This window comes from Achromobacter sp. EG18 (assembly GCF_059759395.1).
In genome coordinates, this window is the sequence record NZ_CM186213.1 from 2883308 (window position 1) to 2907099 (window position 23792).

The 23792-nt window shown below is 68.6% G+C and carries 22 protein-coding genes and 2 pseudogenes; 7 read left to right on the forward strand and 17 right to left on the reverse strand.

The features are described 5' to 3' along the window. Positions 1-2: 2 nt before the first annotated feature. Complete coding sequence (locus AC6CR5_RS13055) at positions 3-977, reverse strand: Bug family tripartite tricarboxylate transporter substrate binding protein (RefSeq protein ID WP_006387535.1); 975 nt, start codon at positions 975-977, stop codon at positions 3-5. Between the two features lie 120 nt (positions 978-1097). Here AC6CR5_RS13055 and AC6CR5_RS13060 point away from each other — a divergent pair, with 120 nt between their 5' ends. Further along, on the forward strand, positions 1098-2024 hold the full coding sequence (locus tag AC6CR5_RS13060; protein WP_006387534.1) for a LysR family transcriptional regulator: 927 nt from the start codon (positions 1098-1100) through the stop codon (positions 2022-2024). Positions 2025-2423: 399 nt separating this feature from the next. Here the strand turns inward: AC6CR5_RS13060 and AC6CR5_RS13065 are convergent, their stop codons facing one another. The 10 genes from AC6CR5_RS13065 to AC6CR5_RS13110 form a co-directional block, all read right to left on the reverse strand. After that, positions 2424-2660, reverse strand: coding sequence for a hypothetical protein (locus AC6CR5_RS13065; RefSeq protein ID WP_026383281.1), 237 nt, complete (start codon positions 2658-2660; stop codon positions 2424-2426). A gap of 19 nt (positions 2661-2679) precedes the next feature. Then, positions 2680-2916 (reverse strand): FixH family protein, encoded by a 237-nt coding sequence (locus AC6CR5_RS13070; RefSeq protein ID WP_024069960.1) that lies wholly within the window; start codon positions 2914-2916, stop codon positions 2680-2682. Between the two features lie 22 nt (positions 2917-2938). Further along, entirely contained in the window at positions 2939-4429 is a 1491-nt protein-coding gene (ccoG, locus tag AC6CR5_RS13075) for a cytochrome c oxidase accessory protein CcoG (RefSeq protein WP_498085700.1), read from the reverse strand. 67 nt (positions 4430-4496) lie between these two features. Beyond that, positions 4497-5447, reverse strand: coding sequence for a cytochrome-c oxidase, cbb3-type subunit III (ccoP, locus tag AC6CR5_RS13080; RefSeq protein WP_006387530.1), 951 nt, complete (start codon positions 5445-5447; stop codon positions 4497-4499). Next, positions 5444-5620, reverse strand: a complete 177-nt coding sequence (locus AC6CR5_RS13085; RefSeq protein ID WP_026382338.1) for a cbb3-type cytochrome oxidase subunit 3 — start codon at positions 5618-5620, stop codon at positions 5444-5446. The genes ccoP and AC6CR5_RS13085 overlap by 4 nt, the downstream gene beginning before the upstream one ends. Further along, complete coding sequence (ccoO, locus tag AC6CR5_RS13090; protein ID WP_238920806.1) at positions 5620-6342, reverse strand: cytochrome-c oxidase, cbb3-type subunit II; 723 nt, start codon at positions 6340-6342, stop codon at positions 5620-5622. Before ccoO ends, AC6CR5_RS13085 begins: the two co-directional genes overlap by 1 nt. A gap of 10 nt (positions 6343-6352) precedes the next feature. Then, positions 6353-7837: a cytochrome-c oxidase, cbb3-type subunit I gene (gene ccoN, locus AC6CR5_RS13095; RefSeq protein WP_054447062.1), complete on the reverse strand. Its 1485-nt coding sequence runs from the start codon at positions 7835-7837 to the stop codon at positions 6353-6355. Positions 7838-7984: 147 nt separating this feature from the next. Then, positions 7985-8146: a cbb3-type cytochrome oxidase assembly protein CcoS gene (ccoS, locus tag AC6CR5_RS13100; protein ID WP_047991554.1), complete on the reverse strand. Its 162-nt coding sequence runs from the start codon at positions 8144-8146 to the stop codon at positions 7985-7987. Next, complete coding sequence (locus tag AC6CR5_RS13105) at positions 8143-9117, reverse strand: P-type ATPase actuator domain-containing protein (protein ID WP_047991555.1); 975 nt, start codon at positions 9115-9117, stop codon at positions 8143-8145. The genes ccoS and AC6CR5_RS13105 overlap by 4 nt, the downstream gene beginning before the upstream one ends. An 89-nt stretch (positions 9118-9206) precedes the next feature. Further along, positions 9207-10475 (reverse strand): adenosylmethionine--8-amino-7-oxononanoate transaminase, encoded by a 1269-nt coding sequence (locus AC6CR5_RS13110; RefSeq protein ID WP_047991556.1) that lies wholly within the window; start codon positions 10473-10475, stop codon positions 9207-9209. A gap of 112 nt (positions 10476-10587) precedes the next feature. Between AC6CR5_RS13110 and bioF the strand changes: the two genes are divergently transcribed. From bioF to bioD, 3 genes and pseudogenes are all read left to right on the forward strand, one after another. After that, entirely contained in the window at positions 10588-11772 is a 1185-nt protein-coding gene (gene bioF / locus AC6CR5_RS13115; RefSeq protein ID WP_238920808.1) for an 8-amino-7-oxononanoate synthase, read from the forward strand. Continuing rightward, positions 11772-12437, forward strand: a complete 666-nt coding sequence (locus AC6CR5_RS13120; RefSeq protein ID WP_498085701.1) for an alpha/beta fold hydrolase — start codon at positions 11772-11774, stop codon at positions 12435-12437. Before bioF ends, AC6CR5_RS13120 begins: the two co-directional genes overlap by 1 nt. Next, positions 12434-13862, forward strand: a pseudogene (bioD, locus tag AC6CR5_RS13125) (dethiobiotin synthase). Before AC6CR5_RS13120 ends, bioD begins: the two are co-directional and overlap by 4 nt. Positions 13863-13883: 21 nt before the next feature. Here bioD and AC6CR5_RS13130 read toward each other — a convergent pair. Beyond that, complete coding sequence (locus AC6CR5_RS13130; protein ID WP_238920810.1) at positions 13884-14642, reverse strand: alpha/beta fold hydrolase; 759 nt, start codon at positions 14640-14642, stop codon at positions 13884-13886. Positions 14643-14768: 126 nt separating this feature from the next. Here AC6CR5_RS13130 and AC6CR5_RS13135 point away from each other — a divergent pair, with 126 nt between their 5' ends. Continuing rightward, positions 14769-15548, forward strand: a complete 780-nt coding sequence (locus tag AC6CR5_RS13135; RefSeq protein ID WP_238920811.1) for an AraC family transcriptional regulator — start codon at positions 14769-14771, stop codon at positions 15546-15548. A 114-nt stretch (positions 15549-15662) separates the two neighbouring features. On the opposite strand, the gene aceA is transcribed toward AC6CR5_RS13135, so the two are convergent. Then, entirely contained in the window at positions 15663-16982 is a 1320-nt protein-coding gene (gene aceA, locus AC6CR5_RS13140) for an isocitrate lyase (RefSeq protein ID WP_020929020.1), read from the reverse strand. 323 nt (positions 16983-17305) lie between these two features. Between aceA and queF the strand changes: the two genes are divergently transcribed. Continuing rightward, the gene (gene queF / locus AC6CR5_RS13145) at positions 17306-18130 is read left to right on the forward strand and encodes an NADPH-dependent 7-cyano-7-deazaguanine reductase QueF (protein WP_045953300.1); all 825 of its coding nucleotides are present in this window, start codon (positions 17306-17308) and stop codon (positions 18128-18130) included. 73 nt (positions 18131-18203) lie between these two features. Here the strand turns inward: queF and AC6CR5_RS13150 are convergent, their stop codons facing one another. Further along, positions 18204-19208, reverse strand: coding sequence for a cytochrome-c peroxidase (locus tag AC6CR5_RS13150; protein ID WP_020929022.1), 1005 nt, complete (start codon positions 19206-19208; stop codon positions 18204-18206). A gap of 261 nt (positions 19209-19469) precedes the next feature. Continuing rightward, a pseudogene (locus AC6CR5_RS13155) lies at positions 19470-20376 on the reverse strand (LysR substrate-binding domain-containing protein). 139 nt (positions 20377-20515) lie between these two features. On the opposite strand from AC6CR5_RS13155, the gene AC6CR5_RS13160 reads away from it, so the two are divergent. Beyond that, complete coding sequence (locus tag AC6CR5_RS13160) at positions 20516-21592, forward strand: tartrate dehydrogenase (protein WP_269878548.1); 1077 nt, start codon at positions 20516-20518, stop codon at positions 21590-21592. Between the two features lie 109 nt (positions 21593-21701). On the opposite strand, the gene AC6CR5_RS13165 is transcribed toward AC6CR5_RS13160, so the two are convergent. Both AC6CR5_RS13165 and pgsA read right to left on the reverse strand, forming a co-directional pair. After that, entirely contained in the window at positions 21702-22988 is a 1287-nt protein-coding gene (locus tag AC6CR5_RS13165) for an MFS transporter (RefSeq protein WP_006384816.1), read from the reverse strand. Between the two features lie 196 nt (positions 22989-23184). Then, positions 23185-23757 (reverse strand): CDP-diacylglycerol--glycerol-3-phosphate 3-phosphatidyltransferase, encoded by a 573-nt coding sequence (pgsA, locus tag AC6CR5_RS13170; RefSeq protein WP_020929024.1) that lies wholly within the window; start codon positions 23755-23757, stop codon positions 23185-23187. Between the last annotated feature and the right edge of the window lie 35 nt (positions 23758-23792).

Here is a 23792-nt window from a genome sequence, read left to right on the forward strand (position 1 = left end):
GTTCATTCCACGGAAATATGGTTCTTCTTGATGATGGCGGCATAGCGCTGGTTCTCGGCCTGGTGGAACTGCGCGAACTGCGCCTGGCTCATGGGGCTGATGTCGGCGCCGATGGCCTGCAGGCGCGTCTGGGTCTCGGGCATGGCCAGCACCGCATTGACCGAGTCATGCACGCGCTGCTGCACCGCCGCCGGCGTGTTGCCGGGCATGTAGATGCCGTACCAGGCGCTCATCTCGACGCCGCTGACGCCGGCCTCGGCCATGGTCGGCACATCGGGCAGCTGCGGATTGCGCCTGGCGCTCAGCACCGCCAGCGCGCGCACCTTGCCGCTCTTGATGTGCGGAATGACGGACGACGCGGTCTCGAAGGCGATCTGCACCTGGCCGCCCATCAGGTCGACCATGGCCGGGCCGCTGCCGCGATAGGGAATATGGGTCATCTGCACGCCAGTGGCGTCCTTGAACAGCTCGGCGGCGATGTGCTGGGTGCTGCCCGAACCGCTGCTGGCGAAGTTGTATTCACCCGGCTTGCGCTTGAGCAGCGCGATCAGCTCTTGCACCGACTTGGCCGGCAATTGGTTGTTGACCACCAGGATGTTCGGCACCGCGCCCACGAACACCACCGGGGTCAGGTCGCGGTCGTTGTCGTAGCCCAGCTTGAGCAGGTGCGGCGCGATCGCATGCGCGGTGGATACGCCCATCACCATGGTGTGGCCGTCGCCCGATTTGGCCGCCAGGTCCGCCGCCAGCGTGTTGGACGCGCCCGGCTTGTTCTCCACCACCACGGTCTGCTTGAGCATCGGCCCGAGCTTGTCGGCCACGGCGCGCGCCATGGCGTCGGTGCCGCCGCCGGGGGCCGAGCCCACCAGCAGGCGCAGCGGCCGGGTCGGCCAGTCGGCGCTCTGCGCCTGGGCGGATACGGCGGCGGACAGGCACAGCACGCCCGCCGCCAATGCGGCATAAAGCCGAGTCTTCATGGTTGTCTCCTTGGGGGCTTATGGCCCGTAGCGGGCTTTGTTATGCCTGCATCTTAGAAACAACCGCTGTTTCCGTAAAATGAAACTTTTGCACCAACCGTTCACCACAGGCGATCAATCATGGAACGCGTCCCGAACGTCCCCGCGCTGCTCTCGCGGCTGCGCATGCGGCAGATCGTGCTGCTGTTGGCCATCGAAGAACGCGGCACCCTGCGGGCCGCCGCCACCCAGCTCAACATGACGCAGTCCGCCGCCAGCAAGATGCTGCACGAACTGGAACTGGCCATCGGCCAAGCGCTGTTCGAGCGCGTCGGCCGCGGCCTGGCGCTGACCGCCGCCGGGGAATGCGTGATGGAGTATTTCCGCGGCATGCGCGGCACGGTGTCATCGCTGGCGCGGGAACTGGAAGAACTGCGCCTGGGCAGCGCCGGCAAACTGTTCATCGGCAGCATCATGGCCGCCTCGCCGGGCCACCTGACCGACGCCCTGCTACGCCTGAAGCAGACCTACCCGCTACTGGCCGTGGAGATCTCCACCGGCACCAGCGACCTGCTGATCGAACGGCTGAACGAGGGCAGGCTCGACGTCGTCATCGGCCGCATGCTGACGCTGTCCGAACGCCATTACGTCTTCCGCCCCATCGGCGACGAGGCCCTCTCCGTCATCGCCGCGGTCGATCACCCCCTGACCCGCCGCAAGCGCATCACCTTCGACGCGCTGCAGGCCTACCCCTGGATCCTGCAACCCCACGGCAGCCCCATGCGCGACGTCCTGGAACAGGAATTCCGCGCCCATGACACGCCCCTGCCCAAGGGCCTGATCGAGTCCGCCTCGATCCTCACCACCACCAACCTGGCCATGAAGTCCGACATGCTGGGGGTCATCCCCGACTCCGTCGCCAGCCGCTACGCCCGCCACGGCCTGCTCGCCATCATCCCCTACCAACTCCAACACACCCTGACCGCCTTCGGCAGCATCATCCCCAAGGACCGCCCGCTAAGCGCGCCCGCCCGACACTTCGTGGACCTGCTGCACGACACGGAATAAAGACGCACCACACCCAGGACAAATATCGCCAGCCGCCAACACCCCAACACCGCCCCGACGCAAGACACCGCGTAAGCCCCAAAAGGCCGCCCGCGCGGCCGACCTGGGGCGGGCCCCGCAAACCTCTCCGTGCCCCCACCGTTCTGACAACGCGACGCTCCAAGACGCTCGCAGCCCCTCGCGGCGGGCGAGTCGGTGGCGGGCAACCTCGATGCGCCCGAGGGAATCCGAAGGAGTCGCCGAAGGCGAGGACGAGGATGACAACGGGGCAGTCCGGAGCGAACGCTCCGGACCGCAATCGTGGGCGCCCGCCACCGACTCGCCCGCCGCGAGGGGCGACCTACGAAGCGCGCCCACAACCACGCCCCCCACGAAGCCCCCCCCCAAAAAAGAACGAACCTAAAGATCCGGATCCTCCTCCACCTTAGGCATCAAATAAGCCGTCAACGCACTCGACGCCCCCGCCATCCCCCAAAGCAGAAAGAACGACACGGTATAGAACCCCACCCGCCCCGTCGGCACATATCCGAACACCGCCACATCCAACGGGTCGATCAACGCAAAAACAATCGCGCTGCCCACGGCCGCCGCCAGGAACGACGGCCACAGTATCCACATCAACGACCTCAACCCCATGGCGCGCCTCCGGAAATCATCAACGAACGCCGACCGCGGCCGGCGGCGTCGGCAGCGGCTCCACCTGCTCGATCACCAGTCCGCGCTTGACCACGCCTTCCTGGATCGGCTGGTTGCCGAACTGCGTATAGGCCAGGTAGATCGTGATGGCACAGCCGATCACCGCCAGGAACGGCCCGGCCATCAGGAACCACGGCCAGAACTCGCGGTACCAGGGTTTCGCCGGCATCGGCGCGGCAAGATGGACAGTATTCATCGTTGGCATCCTTGGTTCGGAATCACTCGGGGACATAAAAACTCGCGGCTTCGTCGGTTTCGACCGGCCGGTTCTCTTGATCGTGGGCGCGGGCCCGCAGCGTGATCGGGTGCGCGCCCGGCTCGGCCCCGGCCGGCGCGCGGATCACCATCGGCACCAGCTTGTTGGCCGCCGCCTCGACTTCCACCACGTCCGACTCGCCCTGCCCGGCGCGCACCGCCAATCCGGGCATGCCATCGGCCGACAGCCGCAAGCGCAGCGGCGAGTCCGAGGTGTTGATGATCTGCAGCCGGTACACGTTCTCGATCATGCCGCCGGCCACCTCGCGCCCCAGCACGCCGCGATCGCGGATCACGTCCACTCGCAGCGGGTTGCGCAGCGTCAGCGACACCACGAATGCCACCGCCAGCCCCAGGATCAGCGTGCCGTAGATCAGCACACGCGGGCGCAGCAGGTGCGAGCGCGCGCTCCGGGTCGACAGCCCTTCCAGCATCGCCCGCTCCGAGGTGTAGCGGATCAGCCCGGACGGGTACTGCATCTTGTCCATCACCTGCTCGCAGGCGTCGATACAGGCGCCGCAGCCGATGCACATGTATTGCAGCCCGTCGCGGATGTCGATGCCGGTCGGGCACACCTGCACGCACAGGCTGCAATCGACGCAGTCGCCCAGCCCCGCGGCCTTGTGGTCGACCTTGCGCGAACGGCCGCCGCGCGGATCGCCGCGACGCTTGTCGTAGGTCACCACGAAGGTGTCGGGATCGACCATCACGCTCTGGAAACGCGCGTACGGGCACATGTACTTGCACACCGACTCGCGCATGAAGCCGGCGTTGCCCCAGGTGGCGAAACCGTAGAACACCATCCAGAACCATTGCCACGGCCCCAGCTGCAGCGCGAACAGCTCGTGGCCCAGTTCGCGGATGGGCGCGAAGTAGCCGATGAAGGTCGAGCCGGTCCACCAGGCCAGCGCGATCCACAGGAAGTGCTTGGTGACCTTCAGGCGCACCTTGCGCCAGGTCCAGGGCGACTCGTCCAGGCGGATGCGGGCGACGCGGTCGCCTTCGACCTTGCGCTCGATCCACATGAAGATCTCGGTGTAGACCGTCTGCGGACAGGCGTAGCCGCAGAACAACCGTCCGGCCACGGCGGTGAACAGGAACAGCGCCAGCGCCGAGATCACCAGCAGCACCGCCAGGTACACCACGTCCTGGGGCCACAGCACGAGGCCGAACAGGTAGAACTTGCGTGCGCCCAGGTCGAACAGCACGGCCTGGCGGCCGTTCCATTGCAGCCAGGGCAGGCCGTAGAAGATCAGCTGCGTGAGAAAGACGAAGGCAATGCGCCAGCGCGCGAAGATGCCGCTGACCGAGCGCGGATAGATCTTGCTGCGCACGCCGGCCAGGGTCTGCTCCAGCGTCTCCTGCCCGGGCCGGGGCGGCCGCACGTGCGGCCGCCAGGGTGGCGGGTCGCCGCCAGGCGAGCTGCTGACGCTTGCGGTTGACCCATCATCCATTTGCTGCTCCGTGCGGTAAGTCCATGTGATATGGGGCCGCCGTCGCGGCGCCCCACCTATGCGCCGCCTACTTGGCCGCGGCGGTCGTGGCCGGCTGCGCTTGCGCGTCGGGCTTGTTCGACAGGCCCCAGACCCAGGCCGTCAGGATCTTGATCTGTTCCGGGGTCAGGATGTCGCCGTGCGCCGGCATGCGGTTCTCACGGCCATCCAGGATCGTCTTGACGATGGTGGCTTCCGAGCTGCCATACAGCCAGACGTCGTCCGTCAGGTTGGGCGCGCCCAGGGCCTGGTTGCCCTTGCCGTCGACACCGTGACAGGCGACGCAGAAGTTGGCGAACTCGCGCTGGCCGCGGAACACCCGCACCGGATCGGCCGTCAGTCCCGACAGCGAACGCACGTACTGGGCGATGTCACCGGCGGTCTTGGGATCGATGGCGGCCTTCCAGGGCGGCATCACGCCGATGCGGCCATTGGTGATGGTCTGCATGATGGCTTCGGGCGAGCCGCCATGCAGCCAGTCCGTGTCGGTCAGATTGGGAAAGCTGGGGCCGCCCTTGGCGTCGGAACCGTGGCATTGCGAGCAGGTGTTCAGGAACAGGCGCTGGCCGATTTCACGGGCGCCCGGATCCGCGGCGATCTGCGGCACCGTCATGGTCTCGAAACGCGCGTAGATCGGGCGCACGGCCTCGGCCATTTTGGCCTGCTGCTGCGCCACCTCGTTGGCGCTGCTGTAGCCCAGCTGGCCCTTGTACGAACCCAGGCCCGGCATGAAGAACAGGTAGCCCAGCGCGAACGCGCAGGCCAGCAGGTACATCCAGGTCCACCAGCCAGGCACCGGGTTGTTCAGTTCGGTCAGGTCGCCGTCCCAGACGTGGCCGGTGTCCTCGACCTGGCCGTTGGCCGGCTTGGTCTTGAGCCAACGACGCTGCGTATACAGCAGCCACACGCACCACACCACGCCGCCGACCGCGACGATCGAGATGAAATACCCCCAGAAGCCATTGACGAAATCGCTCATGACCGATCCGCTCCATCTTGTTGTACCGGCCCGAATTCATCGGGCAGCGCGAACGGCAGCATCGCCGATTCGCTGTTGGCGCCCTGGCGGCCGCGCGAGCAGGCCCACCAGACGATGCCGAAAAAGGTTGCCATCGAGATGGCGGTGACGATTGCGCTCAAGTAAGCCATGATCAGCCTCCCGTGGCCGCGGGTTGCGCGGCGGCGGGCTGCGCCGCCTTCCTGGCTTCTTCGGCCTTCCTGGCCTCTTCCGCCTTCTTGGCCTGCTGCGCCTTGCGCACGCCCACGCCCAGCCCTTGCAGATAGGCCACCAGCGCGTCCTCTTCTGTCTTGCCTTCGATGGCCTTGGGCGCGGCGGCGATCTCTTCGTCGGTGTACGGCACGCCCAGGGCGCGCAGCGCGCGCATGCGCTGCTCGACGTTCTGGCCGGTGATCACCGTCTTTTCCAGCCACGGATAGGCCGGCATGTTGGACTCGGGCACCACCTTGCGCGGATCGCGCAGGTGGATGCGATGCCAGTCGTCGGAATAGCGTTCGCCCACGCGCGCCAGGTCCGGGCCGGTGCGCTTGGAGCCCCACAGGAACGGATGGTCGAACACCGACTCCGAGGCCAGCGAATACGAACCGTAGCGCTGCACTTCGGCCGCCAGCAGGCGCACCTGCTGCGAGTGGCAGCCGACACAGCCTTCGCGAATGTAGACGTCGCGCCCCATCAGGCGCAGCGGGCTGTAGGGTTCGACCCCCGCCACCGGCTGCGTGGTGCTGTGCTGGAAAAACAGCGGCACGATCTGCACCAGGCCGGCGAATGACACCACCAGGATGCTGGCGATGATCATCCAGCCGATGTTCTTTTCGAGCGTCTGGTGGGAGAAAAAGCCTTGTTGCTTGTTGGCCATGATGTCCTCGTCAAACAGTGGCCGGCGCGGCGGCGATGGCCGGCGTGCGGGCGGCGTGGGGATCGTCTTGCGGAATGGGGGGATTGATCGCTTGCGCGCCGCTCACCGTCTTCCATACGTTCCACGCCATGACAAAGACACCCGACAGGAACAGCGTGCCGCCCAGCAGCCGGATCAGGTAATACGGCAGGCGCGTCTTGAGCTCTTCGACGAAGCTGTACACCAGCGTGCCGTCGGCTGCCGTGTCGCGCCACATCAGGCCCTGCTGCACCCCGGCGATCCACATCGCGGCGATGTACAGCACCACGCCGATGGTGGCGATCCAGAAGTGCAGTTCGATGGCCTTGACGCTGTGCATCTTTTCGCGGCCATACAGGCGCGGGATCAGGTAGTAGAGCGAGCCGAACGAGATCATCGCGACCCAGCCCAGCGCGCCCGAGTGCACGTGGCCGATGGTCCAGTCGGTGTAGTGCGACAGCGCGTTCACGGTGCGGATCGACATCATCGAGCCTTCGAACGTGGACATGCCGTAGAACGACAGCGCCGTCACCATGAACTTCAGGATCGGATCGGTGCGCAGCTTGTACCAGGCGCCCTGCAGCGTCATGATGCCGTTGATCATGCCGCCCCACGACGGCGCCAGCAGGATCAGCGAGAACGTCATGCCCAGCGACTGGGTCCAGTCGGGCAGCGAGGTGTACAGCAGGTGGTGCGGGCCCGCCCACATGTAGGTGAAGGCCAGTGCCCAGAAGTGGACGATCGACAGGCGATACGAGTAGATGGGGCGACCGGCCTGCTTGGGCACGAAGTAATACATCATGCCCAGGAAGCTGGTGGTCAGGAAGAAGCCCACCGCATTGTGGCCGTACCACCACTGCACCATAGCGTCCTGCACCCCCGAATAGGCGGAGTACGACTTCCACAGCGTCACCGGCATCTCGATGTTGTTGAAGATGTGCAGGATGGCGATGGTCAGGATGTACGAGCCGAAGAACCAGTTGGCCACGTAGATGTGCTTGGACCGGCGCTTGATGATGGTGCCGAAGAACACGATGGCGTAGGCCACCCAGACCAGGGTGATCAGGATGTCGATGGGCCATTCGAGTTCGGCGTATTCCTTGCTGCTGGTGTAGCCCAGCGGCAAGGTGATGGCGGCCGCGACGATGACCGCCTGCCAGCCCCAGAAGGTGAACGCGGCCAGCCGGTCACAGAAAATGCGGGTCTGACAGGTGCGCTGGACCACGTAGTACGAGGTCGCGAACAGCGCGCTGCCGCCGAAGGCGAAGATCACGGCGTTGGTGTGCAGCGGGCGCAGGCGGCCGTAGCTGAGCCAGGCGGTGTCGAAATTCAACTGAGGCCAAACCAGCTGCGCGGCGAGAAAAACGCCCACAGCCATGCCGACGATGCCCCAGACCACGGTCATGAGCGCGAACTGCCTCACGATCCGATAGTTGAAGGTGTCGGCCTTGCTTGCGATTGCGGCGCAATCGTTCATCACCCTTCCCCCAAACAAAAAGAAACAAGTAGCTCCAGGTTTCAATGATGGGGGGTCGGACACCATCCGGGGTTGATGTGAATCAAACCCTACTGGTCGTGCAGGGGAACCCGCAGCGGCCGCGCAACGTCCAGGGCACGGCGGCCGTCAGTCCCGCGAGGCCTGGCCGCCGTCGTCGTCGCGCAGGATGGCGGCGCCGGCGTTGTCGGTATCGTCATATTGGCCATTGAAAACGGCCCACCACAACGACACGCCGATGACCAGCACGAACAGCAGGGACAGGGGCAGGAGAAGATAGAGAATGGTCATGGCGCGGCTTCCAGCGCGCCGCCGGGCGCCGCGCGGCCGGACCAGTCGCGCCGCGACAGCCGCCACGAGTTGTAGGCAACCGCCAGCGACGACACCAGCATGGTGATCGCCGCCAGCCAGGGCGTGACCCAGCCGACCAGCGCCAGCGGCGTCATCAGCAGGTGCCAGATCAGGGAACCATGCAGGTTCTGGCGCGCCTTGCGCTGCGCCTGGGCCAGCAACGCGTCCAGTGCCGCGTCGGGCATTGACGGATGGGCCGCCAGCGCCGAATGGGCCGACGCCATGGCGGTGGGCACCGCCATCGACATGGCGCAGGGACAGCTCATCACCAGCAGCGCGACCATGACGGGAAGGCTGTGGGCCGGATCGATATAGGCCCAGGCGGCCGCCGCCCCCAGCGCCAGCGCCACCTGCGCCATGACGAAGCGCGAGGCCAGCCGGTCGGCGCCGGCGCCCAGCAGCAGGCGCTGCGCCTCGACCCGGGCATGCCGTTGGCCGCCCGTCGAGCCGCCGAACGACTGCCGGGCGCACAGTTCCAGGTAGCGCGCCGTCAGCAGGAAGGCGACGAACATGGTGACCGAATCGAAATACACCTCGCCGCGGCCCGTATAGGTGGCATGCACGCTGGGGACGAAGGCGGCGACGATGCCCAGCGCCACCGGCACGTCCATGCCGGCGCGGCCCTGGCGCAGGTTGGCGCCGGCGTGGCGCCAGATCGGCCAGGCCGAATACAGCACCACCGGCACGGTCAGGGCCAGGCTGGCCCAGTTCATCAGCACGATGGCCCAGTCCAGCGTTTCCAGGGCGTCCCTGGGGATGCCGTCATGGCGCAGGTAGCCCGGCCAGGCGAACATCATCACCTGCATCATCGCCAGCCACGCCAGCGACAGGCGCACCAGCGCGTGCCGGCGCTGCTGGCGGTCGGCGTCGGGCAGGGTCGGAGGAACGGCGAAAATGGATTTTGCTCGCATGCGCCGATGCTACCCAGCGCCACCGGGGCGCGCCTTGACCTGGATCAAGCCGCCTCGGACGGTTTGCCCGCGCGCGGCCGGCCGCCGGCTCAGGGCCGTTGCGCGCGCAACACCGCCACCACCGCCCGCATCAAGGTATCCAGTTCGTCCGCCGCGATGGTCAGGGCCGGCGTCAGGTAGACCACGTTGCCGAACGGCCGCACCCATACCCCGGCCTCGACCAGGCGCCGTTTCAGGGCTTCGCGGTCCTCGATGCGATCCAGCTCGACCACGCCGATCGCGCCCAGCACCCGCACGTCGCGCACCCACGGCAACTCGCGGCATGGCGCCAGGCCCCGCGCCAGCGCAACCGACAGCGCCTGCGCCTGGGCCAGCCGCGGTTCGCTTTCGAACAGGTCGAGCGAGGCATTGGCGGCGGCGCAGGCCATCGCGTTGCCCATGAAGGTGGGGCCGTGCATCAGGGCATGGGACGGATCGTCCGACCAGAAGGCGTCGAATACCCGGCTGCTGGCCACGGTGGCCGCCAGCGGCAAGGTGCCGCCGGTCAGGGCCTTGGACAGCGTGATGATGTCGGGACGCGCGCCGGCCTGCTCGAACGCGAACATCGTGCCGGTGCGGCCGAAGCCGGTGAAGATCTCGTCGAAGATCAGCAGCAGGCCATGGCGGTCGGCCAGCCGGCGCAGGCGCCGCAGCACCTGCGGCTCGTGCAGCAGCATGCCGCCGGCGCCCTGCACCAGCGGCTCGACCAGGATGCCGGCCAGTTGCGGCCCGCGGGTTTCCAGGAAAGCGTCCAGGCGCGCCATGGCGGTATCGTCGCGCGGCAGGTCGACGATGTCGTGCTCGGCCAGCATGCCGCGGAACAGGCTGTGCATGCCCTCGTCCGGATCGCATACCGCCATGGTGCCCAGGGTGTCCCCGTGGTAGCCGCCACGGAACGCCAGGAAGCGGCTGCGGCCGCGTTCACCCTGGTTGAGCCAGAACTGCACCGCCATCTTCATGGCCACTTCCACCGCCACCGAGCCGGAATCCGTATAGAACACCCGGTCCAGCCCCGGCCCCAGCAGGCCGGCCAGGCGCCGCGCCAGGGTCAGCGCGGGCTCGTGGGTCAGGCCGCCGAACATGACGTGCGGCATGGCGTCCAGCTGCTCGCGCAGCGCCCGGGCGATGTGCGGATGGTTGTAGCCGTGGCAGGCGGTCCACCAGGACGCCACGCCGTCGATCAATTGGCGACCGTCGGCCAGCTCCAGGCGGCTGCCATGGCTGCGCACCACCGGCAGCGGCGGCGTGGCCGTCTTCATCTGGGCGTACGGCAGCCAGATATGCGGCTGGCCCCGCGCCATCCAGTCAGGGGTCTGCATGTTTCACCTCCACTACAATGGCTCGCATTCTACGGCCGGGGGCCTGACGGCGCGCTTTGCGGCCGCGGTCCTCTGGCGGGGCTCCCGCCGCCGGCCGCCGCAGGAAATCGTCATGTCCAAGCTGGATCCCCTCTTTTCTTCCGAACTGGCGCAAGCCGAATCGCGCCGCGTGCGGCGCCGGCTGCGCACGGCCACCGCCGCGCCCGCGGGCCGCATCGCATTGGACGGCGTCCCGGCGCTGAACTTCTCCAGCAACGACTACCTGGGCCTGTCCAAGCACCCGCTGCTGATCGAGCGCTCGCGCGAATGGGCCGCCCGCCATGGCGCCGGCGCGCAGGCCTCGCGACTGGTGTGCGGCAATCTCGACCTGCACGAGCAGGTCGAGGCCAAGCTGGCGCGCCTGAAAGGCACCGAGGCCGCGCTGCTGCTGGCGTCTGGCTGGCAGGCCAATGCCGCCGTGCTGCCGGCCCTGCTGCACGCGGCCGCCGGCCAGGGCGAAGTGCAGGTCTACGCCGACAAGCTCAACCATGCCAGCCTGCATCACGGCTGCCAGGCAGCCGGCGTGCGGCAGATCCGCTTCCGCCACAACGACCTGGACCACCTCGAAGCGCTGCTGGCGGCGCGCGCCGGACCATCGGCCGCGCCCGCCGCGCGCTTCATCGTCACGGAAAGCGTCTTCAGCATGGACGGCGACCGCACCGACGTGGCGCGGCTGGCGGCGCTGGCCGAGCGCTACCAGGCCTTCGTCTACCTGGACGAAGCCCACGCCACCGGCGTGCTGGGGCCGGGCGGCATGGGGCTGGCCGGACTGGCGCCCGGCGGCATCGACCTGGCCATGGGCACCTTCAGCAAGGCGCTGGGCGGTTTCGGCGCCTACGTGGCCGGCTCGCGCGCGCTCTGCGACTACCTGGTCAACGCCTGTTCGGGTTTCATCTACACCACCGCCCTGCCGCCTTCCGTGCTGGGCGCGATGGACGCCGCGCTCGACCTGGTGCCGACGCTGGACGCCGAACGCGCCCGGCTGGCCGCCTCGGGCGAACGCCTGCGCGCCGCGCTCCGCGGCCTGGGCGTGGACAGCGGCGACTCGTCCACCCAGATCGTGCCCGCCATCGTCGGCGACGAGGCCCGCGCCCTGGCGCTGGCGGCGGCGCTGGAACAACGCGGCCTGCTGGCCGTGGCGATCCGCCCGCCCACGGTGCCGGCCGGAACCAGCCGCCTGCGCATCGCCCTGAGCGCGGCGCACCGCGACGCCGATGTCGACCAACTGATCGACGGCCTGACGGCCGCGCTCGCCTGATGCCGGCCGCCGCTCCTGTCCTACCCACCCTGCTGTTCGCGCACGGCTGGGCCTTCGACGCCACGTTCTGGGCGCCACTGGCCGCCGCGCTGGCCGACTGGCCGCAGGCCGTGGCCGACGCCGGCTATTTCGGCCCGCCCCACACGCCCGCGCCCGACGGCCCGGTACTGGCCATCGGCCACTCGCTGGGCGCGCTGCGCCTGCTGGGCGAGCCGCCGCCCGCCTGCGTGGGCCTGGTGGCGATCAACGGCTTTGCCCGCTTCGGCGCGGGCGCCGATTTTCCGGAAGGCGTCCCGGCGCGCATGCTGGACCGCATGCTGAACCGGCTGGCGACGCAGCCCGAAACCGTGCTGCGCGATTTCCGCGAGCGCTGCGGCGACACCAGCGCCATCGGCGTCCCCCAGGTCGAACCGCTGGCGCGCGACCTGGGCATCCTGCGCGACGCCGACCAACGGGCCGCGCTGGCGACGCTGCCGATGCCGCTGCTGGCGCTGGCGGGCACGGCCGATCCGATCGCGCCCACGGCCATGACGACGGTATGCTTCGGCGCCGCGGCCGAACTGCACTGGCGCGACGGCGGCGGCCACCTCTTGCCGCTGACCGATCCCGACTGGTGCGCGCAACGCATCCGCGCCTTCCTGGCCCGCGTGGCGCCCGCCGCATGAGCGCCGTACCCCGCAATGCCCGGGTCGGCGCGCGCTTCGGCGCCGCCGCCGCCCGCTACGACGAACACGCCCCGGCCCAACGCATCACCGCCCAGCGGCTGGCCGACGCGATCGGGCGGCTGCCGCTGCCGCCGCGTCCGCGCATCCTGGAGATCGGCTGCGGCACCGGCCTGCTGACCCAGGCGCTGGCCGCCCGGCTGGGCCCCGCGGACTGGACCGTGACCGACATTTCGCCCGCCATGCTGACGCGGGCGCGCCAGGGACCGGCGCTGCCCGGCAACGCGCGCTACCAGGTGCTGGATGGCGAGCGCCCCGACAGCCTGCCGGGCGGCTACGACCTGATCTGCTCCAGCCTGGCGGTGCAATGGTTCGGCGACCTGAACGCCGGACTGGGACGGTTGGCAGCGCTGCTCGCGCCCGGCGGCCACCTGGCGGTGGCCACGCTGGCCGACGGCACGTTCGAGGAATGGCGCGCCGCCCACCGCGCGCTCGGCCTGGCCGCGGCCACCCCGACCTATCCGCCCGCCGCCGCCATCCGTCCGACCATGGGCAATCTGGCCGGTGGCGTGCACAGCGAACGGCTGATACAAGATCATCCTGACGGCCTGCATTTCCTCAAGGCGCTCAAGGGCATCGGCGCCACCACGCCCGCGCCCGGCACCGCCCCGCTGGGTCCGGCCGCGCTGCGGCGGGTGCTGGCGCAGTTCGACCAACAAGGCGCCACGGTGACCTATCACCTGGCCTACGGAATCTGGAAGAAACATGACTGACTCCCCCGCCAACGGCGTTTTCGTCACCGGCACCGACACCGGCATCGGCAAGACCCTGGTCTCGGCCATCCTGGCGCGCGCCTGGAACGCCGACTACTGGAAACCGGTGCAGACCGGCGTGGCCGAGGAACCGGGTGACACCGACACGGTCGCGCGCCTGGCGCAACTGCCGCCCGAACGCCTGCACCTGCCGGCCTACGTGCTGCAGGCGCCGCTGTCGCCGTGGGCCGCCGCGCCGCTGGAAGACGCCGTGATCGACGCCACCGCCATCGTGCCGCCGGCCACCACGGCGCCGCTGATCGTCGAAGGCGCCGGCGGTCTGTACGTGCCGATCGACGACAGCCACATGATGATCGACCTGATCGCGCGCCTGGGCATGCCGGTGGTGCTGGCCGCGCGCAGCGGCCTGGGCACCATCAACCACACGCTGCTCAGCCTGGAAGCCTTGCGCCGCCGCGCCATCCCGGTGCTGGGCGTGATCATGAGCGGCCCGCTGTCGGCCGGCAACCGCGAGGCGATCGAACGCTTCGGCAACGTGCGCGTGCTGGCCGAGATCCCGCCGCTGGAACGGGTCGATGCGGCAGCCGTCGAGGCGCTGGCGCGCACCGTGCCGCCGCTGGCGGAATGCCTGGCGGCGATGCGCGCCGCGGATTGACGGCCTCGGGCGCCGCCGCGCTCAGTCCGCGGCGCGCAGGAAGCGCTCGATGGCCGCCGCCAGCGCGAGCGGCGTTTCATTCATCGGATAGTGCCCGGCATTGCCCAGCACCTCGATCGTCGTGCGCGGATAGCGCCGCGCATAGGTCGCGGCCATCAGCGCCGGCGTGAACACCGGATCGTGCTCGCCCACCAGGGCCAGCACCGGATGGCGGCCGTCGATACGGTCGCTGAAATCGGTGCCAACCCACGCGGGCAGGTACGCGGCGAACGCGGCGGCCGACGAATGCGCGGCGGAATAGTCAGCCTTCCACGCCACCCATGCCGCCGGCAGGCGCCCGCCGGTGCTCCGGTCGATGATGGCGCGACGCTCGGCCAGGTCCGCGGCCGCGCCGTCGAACAGCGCGCGCGTGGCCGGCGCCATGGCGATGCCGCCGCATGGCACCGGGGCCACCGGCACCAGCGCGCGCACCCGCTCGGGCGCCAGCGCCGCAACCCGCTCGATCGCCATGCCACCCATCGAATGGCCCACCAGGCTGAAGCGCTCGAACCCCAACGCGTCGGCCAGCGCCAGCGCGTCGGCGGCGATCTCGTCGATCGAATGTTCGCCGGCCGCCTCGCGCATGCCGCCGTAGCCGCGGTAGTCCATGAAGACGTAGCTGAAGTCCGCGCCCGACAGCCAGGGTTCGATCGGCTCGAAGGCGCGCGCGTCGCCGAACCAGCCGTGCAGCACGATGACGGGATGCGGGCCGTGGCCCACGCGATGGAAAGTGTTGGCCATGTCGGCTCCTGGAGTGTGGCGATGCGCCGCCCCAGGGCAGCGAACGCGATGGACAATGGCGGCATCGTAGGCCTGGGGTCGGCGGCCCGCCTTCGATATCGGGTCATTCACTGTAGAATCCAGGCCATGCGCAATACCCTGGTCGATCCCTACGAGGACATTCCGCGCGACGTGGTGGTGACCGCCTGCGACTACCCGGCCGGCCTGACCTTCCCGCTGCACGCCCACCGCCGCGGCCAGTTCGCCTACGCCGCGCGCGGCGCCATCAGCGTGGCCACGCCGACAGGCCGCTGGCTGGTGCCGCCGCAACGCGCCTGCTGGGTGCCGGCGGGCATGGATCACCAGATGACCATGCGCGGCGCGGTGACCATGCTCAACACCTTTCTCACCGAGCGCGCCGCGCAGGCCCTGCGCCTGCCCGCCGACTGCCGGGTCCACGCCGTCTCGCCGCTGCTGCGCCACCTGCTCGACGAAGCCATCGACCTGCCCGCGCTCTACGACCTGGACGGCCGCGCCGGCAAGCTGATGGCGCTGCTGGCGGCCGAAATCGCCGCCATGCCGGCGCTGTCGCTGCACGCGCCGCTGCCCGCCGACCCGCGCCTGGCGCGCGCCTGCCGCGCGCTGTGGGCGGCGCCGGCGATCACCGCGGACCTGGACACGATGGCTGCCGCCGCCGGCATGAGCCGGCGCACCTTCACCCGCCAGTTCCGCGCCGAAACCGGCGTCAGCTTCGGCGCATGGCGCCAGCAGGCCTGCCTGCTGGCCGCGATCGAGCGCCTGAGCCAGGGCCAGCCCGTGACCCGCGTCGCGCTGGACCTGGGCTACGCCAGTCCCAGCGCCTTCACCAGCGCGTTCCGGCGCGTGCTGGGACAGGCGCCCGGCGCGTATCTGGCGGCGCAGCGCTAGCTCGCCAGCGGCGACCAGCGGCTCCCGCCGTAAAAAAAGAGGGTGCCCGAAGGCACCCTGAATCCACCCTACAACAGCACTACAACTTCAACTGCAAAATCAATCGGTTCCGGCTCAGGCGGCCTTCTGTTCCTTGCCGTGCTCGAACTGCGCTTCCTCGGTCGAGCCGGTCAGCGCGGTGGTCGAGGACTGGCCGCCCTCGATGGTCTGCGTGACGGCGTCGAAGTAGCCGGTGCCCACTTCGCGCTGGTGCTTGACCGCGGTGAAGCCCAGGTCGGCGGCGGCGAATTCCTTCTGCTGCAATTCGACGAAGGCGCTCATCTGGCGGCGGGCGTAGCCGTGGGCCAATTCGAACATGCCGTAGTTCAGCGCGTGGAAGCCGGCCAGCGTGATGAACTGGAACTTGTAGCCCATGGCGCCCAGCTCGCGCTGGAACTTGGCGATGGTGGCGTCGTCCAGGTTCTTCTTCCAGTTGAACGACGGCGAGCAGTTGTACGCCAGCAGCTTGCCCGGGAACTGGCGATGGATCGCGTCGGCGAACTTGCGGGCGTATTCCAGGTTGGGCGTGGAGGTTTCGCACCAGATCAGGTCGGCGTACGGCGCGTAGGCCAGGCCGCGCGAGATCGCCTGGTCAATGCCGGCGCGGGTGCGGAAAAAGCCTTCCACGGTGCGCTCGCCGGTGATGAACGGGCGGTCGTTCTCGTCGACATCGCTGGTCACCAGGTCGGCGGCGTCGGCGTCGGTGCGGGCCAGCAGCACGGTGGGCGTGCCCATCACGTCGGCCGCCAGGCGCGCCGAGACCAGCTTGGCCACGGCTTCGCGGGTCGGCACCAGCACCTTGCCGCCCATGTGGCCGCACTTCTTCACGGACGCCAGCTGGTCCTCGAAGTGCACGCCCGAGGCGCCGGCCTCGATCATGGCCTTCATCAGCTCGAAGGCGTTCAGCACGCCGCCGAAACCGGCCTCGGCATCGGCCACGATGGGCGCGAAGAAATCGATGTAGCCCTCGTCGCCCGGGTTCTTGCCTTCCATCCACTGGATCTGGTCGCAGCGGGTCAGCGAATTATTGATGCGGCGCACGACCTGCGGCACCGAATTGGCGGGGTACAGCGACTGGTCGGGGTACATCTCACCGGCCAGGTTGGCGTCGCCGGCCACTTGCCAGCCCGACAGGTAGATGGCCTTGAGGCCGGCCTTGACCTGCTGCATGGCCTGGTTGCCGGTCAGGGCGCCCAGCGAATTCACGAAAGGCTCGCTGTGCAGTTGCTCCCACAGGCGGGTCGCGCCGCGGCGGGCCAGGGTGTGCTCGACGGCGATCGAGCCGCGCAGGCGGATGACATCCTCGGCGCTGTAGTCGCGCTTGATGCCCTGCCAGCGGCTGTTCTCGGCCCAGTCTTTCTGCAGATTGCGGATTTCGGTTTCGCGGTGGCTCATGGTCATGCTCCTTGGTCTATGGCTGAAAAGGCAAGAAAACTTCGGGGTTGCATTGCGTGAATCGTTGGAGAAAGTCTATGCCTGTGCTGCGGAGCAATGTGGCCATGCCTCTTATATAAGATGAAAAATATTATTCATAAAAATCAATAAGTTATATGGATCGTTCCGCATTACGGAAGGCAATTGTCATCCGTGAAATGCGCTTGCGCGGCGGCGCAGCACGAACTTTCACATGCCGGGAGCGGCGTTTCATGATGCGAAAAATGACGGGTTTGAGAGCGCCTACAATGCGGTCATCTCCACGTTTTCCGACGACCTTCTCCATGACGCTGTCTCACGGCCCGCTGGGCCAGAGCGTGACCTACGTCTCGCAATACGATCCCTCGCTGCTGTTTCCCATCGCCCGCGCCCACAACCGCGAGGCGCTCAACCTGGCGACCGGGCCCCTGCCGTTCACCGGGGTCGATCTGTGGAACGCCTACGAGCTGTCCTGGCTCGACGCCAAGGGCAAGCCGCGGGTGGCGATGGCGACGTTCTCGGTGCCGGCCGACAGCCCCAACATCATCGAGTCCAAGTCGTTCAAGCTGTACCTGAACTCGTTCAACCAGACCCGGCTGGTCAACTCGGCCGCCCTGCGCGGCCGCCTGGAGCGCGACCTGAGCGCCGCCGCCGGCGCCCCCGTGGGGCTGGACTTCATCCTGCCGCAGCGCTTCGGCGAGCTGCGGATGGGCGAACTGGACGGTATCTATATAGACAAGCTCGACATCGAGATCGACACCTACGAACCGGCGCCCGAGTTGCTGCGCAACCGCCCGGGCGACGTGGTCGAGGAAACCCTGTGCTCGCGCCTGCTCAAGTCCAACTGCCCGGTGACCGGCCAGCCCGACTGGGCCAGCGTGCAGATCCGCTACCGCGGCCAGCCCATCGACCGCGAATCGCTGCTGCGCTACGTGATCTCGTTCCGCCAGCACGCCGAATTCCACGAGCATTGCGTGGAACGCATCTTCACCGACATCATGCAGGCCTGCGCGCCCGAGCAGTTGACGGTGTATGCGCGCTACACGCGGCGCGGCGGGCTGGACATCAATCCGTGGCGCAGCAACGTCGAGACCACGCCGCCGGCCGACGTGCGCACGGTGCGCCAGTAAAAAAAGCCTCGTCCGCCCGAAGGCGGACGTTTTTTTACAAGCGACGCCCATCCCGGCGGCGTCGCCCGCCGCCCTACTTCACGAACGGCGCGGGCCGCGGCGTGTCGTCCGCCGACGGCGGCAGCAGCGGATACTGGATCGCCGGCTGGTCGCCCGTCAGGGTCTTCAGGAACGCCACGATCTGCGCGTTCTCATCCGGCGTGAAGGTGCGGCCCAGTTGCAGGCGGCCCATCACGTCCACCGCCTGCGTCAAGGTGGCGGCCTCGCCGTCATGGAAGTACGGATAGGTCAGCGCCACGTTGCGCAGCGTCGGCACCTTGAAGTTGAAGCGGTCGGCGTCCTTGCCGGTGACGGCGGCGCGGCCCTCGGCCTTGTTGTCGGTCTGGTACGGCGCCACCAGCCCCATCTTCTGGAACGAGTTGCCGCCCACCGCCACGCCGTTGTGGCACGCCACGCAGCCGCTGTTCTTGAACAGGGTGTAGCCGGCCAGTTCCTGGACGGTCAGCGCCTTGTCGTCGCCCTTGAGCCACTGGTCGAAGCGCGAATTCGGCGTCACCAGCGTTTCCTCGAAGGCCGCCAACGCGCCCGTCACCTCCTCAATGGTGATGCCGTCCTTGCCGAACACCTGCTTGAACTCGGCGCGGTAGCCGGGAATGGAGTTGAGCACCTGCACCGCCAGTTCGTGGGTGGAGGCCATTTCCATGGGGTTGGCGATCGGGCCGCCGGCCTGTTCGCGCAGGTCCTTGGCGCGGCCGTCCCAGAACTGGGCGATGTTCAGGCTGGAATTGAGCACCGTGGGCGAGTTGATCGAGCCCTGCTGCCACTTGTGGCCGATGGACGCCTTCAGGTTGTCGGAACCGCCCATGCCCAGGTTGTGGCAGGAATTACAGGAGATCGCGCCCGAGCGCGACAGGCGCGGGTCGAAGAACAGCTTCTTGCCCAGCTCCACCTTGGCCGGGTCCTTGACCACCGCCGCCTCGATGGGCTGGATCGGCTCTTCGCGCGGCGCCCCCGACGCCTGGCCCGCCCACAGTCCGATGACGACACCCGCCGCGAGCATCGCGTGCTTCTTTCTCATGGCTTTCTCCTGTTGAAATAACCTTGTCGCTCTCAAGGTCATTACATCGGAGCCGGCCGGCGGGCGGCTTGCGATGCGTCAAGGGCGCCGGCGCGCTGGCGCGCCCCGCAACGGCGGCTTGACCTGACGCAATCGGAACACGCCGACCTGTCGCCACGCCATGCTCCGCCACGGACTCATGCATCGAGCGCGGACATCGATTCGCTGCCTCGATTGGCTGCCTCAATCCGCCAGGCCGGTGAGCCGCGCGGGCCGATCGCGTCAGTCGTTCGCGTCGAGCTGGCGCAGATGCGCCTCCAGGAAATCCACGCACACGCGTACCTTGGCCGAGGCGTTCAGCCGCGCCGGATACACCGCCCAGATGTTGGCCTCCTGGCGGTACTGCGGCAGCACCGGCACCAGCTTGCCGGCGGCGATCAGCGGGCCCACGTCCCAGGCCGAGCGCAGGATGATGCCGCGCCCGTCCACCGCCCACTGCACCACCATCTCGCCATTGTTGGCCGACAGCGGGCCGCGCACCTTGACGGTGTGCTCGCGCTCGCCACGCCGCATGCGCCAGACGCCGAAGGGATGGTCGCGTTCCTTGATCACCAGGCAGTCGTGCGCGGCCAGGTCGTCCAGCTTGCGCGGCGCGCCGCGTTCGGCCAGGTACGACGGCGCGGCGCACAGCAGCCGGTGGTTGGCGGCAAGCTTGCGCGCGATCACGTGCGGCGCGATGTCGTCGCCCACCCGCACGTCCAGGTCGTAGCCTTCGGCCGCCACGTCGACCAGGCGGTCGAACACCTCGAAGCGCACCTGCACGGCGGGATGGCGCGACACGAACGCCGACAGCGCCGGCGCCACCACCCGCCGCCCGAAACCGAAACTGCTGCAGATGCGCAGCAGGCCGCGCGGTTCGCGGCGCGTGACGCCGACTTCTTCGACCAGGTGCTCGACGTCGTCAAGAATGCGCTGGGCCCAGTGATAGACACGCTCGCCGGCCTCGCTCACCACCACCCGCCGCGTGGTGCGGTGGAACAGCGGCGTGCCCAGGCTGGCCTCCAGCAGCCGGATGCGCTTGGTGACGTAAGCGGCCGACGCCCAGGTCTTCGGCGGCGCGGGAAAAACTGGAGGCGCGCACCACGGCGTTGAATACGCGCAGGTCGGCGGGCAGCAGGTCATTATTCATGATTCGTGCATATTCATTTCACGCGATGGACCATTGTAGATGGACTGTAGGGCCGCCTACCATGCTGTCGTCCTCCCGCCGCCGCCCCCTGAGCGCTGCGGCCGGCCCTTTTTTCCTCTTTTGTTTTTCAGGTCCATCCATGTCCCACGTCCACAAGATCGCAGCCATCGCCGGCGACGGCATCGGCAACGAAGTCCTGCCCGAAGGCCTGCGCGCCGTCGAAGCCGCCGCCCGCCGCTTCGGCCTGGCGCTGCAGATCGATACCTTCCCCTGGGCCAACTGCGAGTACTACGCGCAGCACGGCGAGATGATGCCGCCCGACTGGAAGGAACAGCTGCAGGGCTACAACGCCATCTACTTCGGCGCGGTCGGCTGGCCCGCCACGGTGCCGGACCACGTGTCGCTGTGGGGCTCGCTGCTGAAATTCCGGCGCGAGTTCGACCAGTACATCAACCTGCGCCCGGTCCGCCTGTTCGAGGGCGTGCCGTGCCCGCTGGCCGGCCAGCGCCCGGGCGACATCGATTTCTTCATCGTGCGCGAGAACACCGAAGGCGAATACACCAACCTGGGCGGCCGCCTGTTCACCGGCACCGACCGCGAAATCGTGATCCAGGAATCGGTCTTCACCCGCCACGGCACCGACCGCGTCATGCGCTACGCCTTCGAGCTGGCCAACCGGCGCCAGCGCAAGCAGCTCACGGTCGCCACCAAGAGCAACGGCATCGCCATCAGCATGCCGTGGTGGGACGAACGCGCCGACGCCGTCGGCCAGCAGTATCCCGACGTCAAGACCGACAAGCAGCACATCGACATCCTGGCCGCGCGCTTCGTGCTGCAGCCGCAACGCTTCGACGTGGTGGTGGCCTCCAACCTGTTCGGCGACATCCTGTCGGACCTGGGTCCGGCCTGCACCGGCACCATCGGCATCGCGCCGTCGGCCAACCTGAACCCGGAGCGCGCCTTCCCCTCGCTGTTCGAGCCGGTGCACGGCTCGGCGCCGGACATCTACGGCAAGGGCATCGCCAACCCCATCGCCATGATCTGGTCGGGCGCGCTGATGCTGCAGTTCCTGGGCAGCCAGGAGGCGCACGACGCCATCCTGGCGGCCATCGAGCACTGCCTGAAGGACGGCCCGCGCACGCCCGACCTGGGCGGCCAGGCCCGCACCGAGGACATCGGCCGCGCCATCGCCGCCCATATCGAGGCGCAAGGCTGATCCCGGGCGCGGCAAGCGCTCTCCTGCCCGGGACGGCGGCAAATCCGCCGGCCCCAAAAGCAGAACGCCGCCCGAGGGCGGCGTTCTGCCTGCTGCGACGGCGGACGCGTCAGGAACGCGCCGGCACCGCGGCGGCGGGATCGGCCCGGCGCGCCTGCACCGCGATCCACTGCGCCAGCAGCGCGGCGGCGGCGAACGCCACGCCCGCGCCGATCCAGGGGCCCTGACGCAGGCCGGCGTCGAGCAGCAGGCCGAAGGCCAGCGGCCCCAGCGCCGAACCGACGTCCATGCCGGAATACACCAGGCCGTAGACCGAGCCGGTGGAGCCCTTGGGCGTCACGCGCCGGATCAGCATGTCGCGCGACGGCGCCGCCACGCCCGAGCAGAAGCCGGCCAGCGCCACCACCGGCGCGGCGAACAGCGCCGGCACCAGGCCCAGCGCCAGCACCACCAGCGTCAGGCCGGCCAGGATCAGCGCCACCATCACGGTGCGCTCGGTGCGCGGGTTGGCCGACACCAGGAAGCCGCCGGCCGCCATGCCCACCGCCGACGCCACCATGTAGCCTGACAGCGCCGAGCTGGCCGCCACCTTGGACAGGTCGTACAGCTGGCCCAACAGCGGAATGGTGTAGTTCTGCACCGACGACAGCGCAATGGAGGTGCAGGCGAAGAACAGGAACGCGCCCCACAGCGCCGGCTTGGACAGCAGCGTGGCCAGGGTCGTCAGCACGCCTTCCTGCGGCTTGGGCGCGGCGCGCGCGCCATTCCTGGCATCGTCAGCCTGGGCCGGTTCGGCGCCGCCCAGCAGGTTGCGGCCCAGCACGGTCAGCAACAGCACGAAGGCCACCAGCGCGGCGGCGCTGTAGGCCGCCACGCGCCAGTTGGCCAGCAGCGTGATCGAGGTCATGAACACGGGCGTGAGGGCCCAGCCCAGGTTGCCGGTCAGGCCGTGGGCGGAAAAGGCATGGCCCAGGCGCGGCGCGGTGATGCGGTGGTTGATGATGGAGTAGTCGGCCGGGTGGAACACCGAATTGCCGATGCCGCCGACCACGGCGGCCGCCATCAGCATGGTGTAGCCGGTGGCCGAGCCGATCAGCAGCCCCGACAGCACGAAACAGGCCAGGCCGAACCACAGCACCGGCCGCGCGCCCACTCGGTCCACCACGAAGCCGGACGAGGCCTGGCCGATGCCCGAGACCACATAGAAGGTCGACACCAGCAGGCCGAGGCGGGCGAAGTCCAGCCCGAACTCGTTGCCGAGCGACACGTACAGCGACGGCAGGACCAGTTGGAAGAAGTGCGACGAGGCGTGGGCCACGCCGATCAAGAGGATGATCTGCCAGTCGCGGCGGCGGACGGCGGCGTCCGAGGCCAGGTTGGATGCAGCGGTAGTCATTGCGCAAGGCCGCGGGCAGCGGCGAAAGGCGGCCGCCCCGGGGCGGTTCGCGGGTTGTCTCCAGCAACGACCGGCCAGGCCGGCGTTGTCCCTGTGGCGAATGCGGCGCGTGGCCGTGCCGGTCGCGGTCCAAGCCCCACCGGCATCGCTCTTGGTCTGTCCTGGCGGCCCCGGGCGCGAGCCGGGCCGCCGTGTTTCACTGCGCTTTCTCGCGGATCGCGGGCCAGGCGCGCTGCAGGTAATACAGCATCGACCAGACCGTCAGCACCGCGGCCACGACGATCAGCACGTCGCCCAGCAGCTTGCTGGACACGCCATAGATCGGCTGGTTGTACAGCAGGCACGGAATCGCCACCATCTGCGCGGCGGTCTTGAACTTGCCCAACCGGTGCACCGCCACGCTGGCGCTGGCGCCGATCTTGGCCATCCACTCGCGCAGCGCCGAAATAGTGATTTCGCGGCCGATGATGATGAGCGAGATGAAGGCATCGACGCGGCTCAGGTCCAGCAGCACGATCAGCGCGGCGCAGACCATCAGCTTGTCGGCCACCGGATCCAGGAACGCGCCGAACGCCGAAGTCTGGTTCCAGCGGCGCGCCAGCCAGCCGTCGAACCAGTCGGTCAGGGCGGCGATGATGAAGGCCCAGGCGGCGAACGTGTCGCGCACCGGCACGGACATCCAGCTGTCGGGCAGGTAGAACAGCCCGACTACCAGCGGGATCATGGCGATACGCAGCCACGTCAGGATGATGGGTACGTTAATTGGCATAGTGTCCGTATGCTACATCAGCCGGGTTGCGCTGG

Bases quoted from the DNA above. Each gene is read 5' to 3' on its own strand.
- AC6CR5_RS13120 (WP_498085701.1), top strand. From the start codon at position 11,772: ATGCCGGCCGCCGCTCCTGTCCTACCCACCCTGCTGTTCGCGCACGGC.
- AC6CR5_RS13065 (WP_026383281.1), bottom strand. From the start codon at position 2,660: ATGGGGTTGAGGTCGTTGATGTGGATACTGTGGCCGTCGTTCCTGGCG.
- AC6CR5_RS13135 (WP_238920811.1), top strand. From the start codon at position 14,769: ATGCGCAATACCCTGGTCGATCCCTACGAGGACATTCCGCGCGACGTG.
- bioF (WP_238920808.1), top strand. From the start codon at position 10,588: ATGTCCAAGCTGGATCCCCTCTTTTCTTCCGAACTGGCGCAAGCCGAA.
- aceA (WP_020929020.1), bottom strand. From the start codon at position 16,982: ATGAGCCACCGCGAAACCGAAATCCGCAATCTGCAGAAAGACTGGGCC.
- ccoO (WP_238920806.1), bottom strand. From the start codon at position 6,342: ATGGCCAACAAGCAACAAGGCTTTTTCTCCCACCAGACGCTCGAAAAG.
- ccoP (WP_006387530.1), bottom strand. From the start codon at position 5,447: ATGAGCGATTTCGTCAATGGCTTCTGGGGGTATTTCATCTCGATCGTC.
- AC6CR5_RS13060 (WP_006387534.1), top strand. From the start codon at position 1,098: ATGGAACGCGTCCCGAACGTCCCCGCGCTGCTCTCGCGGCTGCGCATG.
- ccoN (WP_054447062.1), bottom strand. From the start codon at position 7,837: ATGAACGATTGCGCCGCAATCGCAAGCAAGGCCGACACCTTCAACTAT.
- AC6CR5_RS13165 (WP_006384816.1), bottom strand. From the start codon at position 22,988: ATGACTACCGCTGCATCCAACCTGGCCTCGGACGCCGCCGTCCGCCGC.
- AC6CR5_RS13130 (WP_238920810.1), bottom strand. From the start codon at position 14,642: ATGGCCAACACTTTCCATCGCGTGGGCCACGGCCCGCATCCCGTCATC.
- AC6CR5_RS13105 (WP_047991555.1), bottom strand. From the start codon at position 9,117: ATGCGAGCAAAATCCATTTTCGCCGTTCCTCCGACCCTGCCCGACGCC.
- pgsA (WP_020929024.1), bottom strand. From the start codon at position 23,757: ATGCCAATTAACGTACCCATCATCCTGACGTGGCTGCGTATCGCCATG.
- AC6CR5_RS13150 (WP_020929022.1), bottom strand. From the start codon at position 19,208: ATGAGAAAGAAGCACGCGATGCTCGCGGCGGGTGTCGTCATCGGACTG.
- ccoS (WP_047991554.1), bottom strand. From the start codon at position 8,146: ATGACCATTCTCTATCTTCTCCTGCCCCTGTCCCTGCTGTTCGTGCTG.
- queF (WP_045953300.1), top strand. From the start codon at position 17,306: ATGACGCTGTCTCACGGCCCGCTGGGCCAGAGCGTGACCTACGTCTCG.
- AC6CR5_RS13160 (WP_269878548.1), top strand. From the start codon at position 20,516: ATGTCCCACGTCCACAAGATCGCAGCCATCGCCGGCGACGGCATCGGC.
- AC6CR5_RS13070 (WP_024069960.1), bottom strand. From the start codon at position 2,916: ATGAATACTGTCCATCTTGCCGCGCCGATGCCGGCGAAACCCTGGTAC.
- ccoG (WP_498085700.1), bottom strand. From the start codon at position 4,429: ATGGATGATGGGTCAACCGCAAGCGTCAGCAGCTCGCCTGGCGGCGAC.
- AC6CR5_RS13055 (WP_006387535.1), bottom strand. From the start codon at position 977: ATGAAGACTCGGCTTTATGCCGCATTGGCGGCGGGCGTGCTGTGCCTG.
- AC6CR5_RS13110 (WP_047991556.1), bottom strand. From the start codon at position 10,475: ATGCAGACCCCTGACTGGATGGCGCGGGGCCAGCCGCATATCTGGCTG.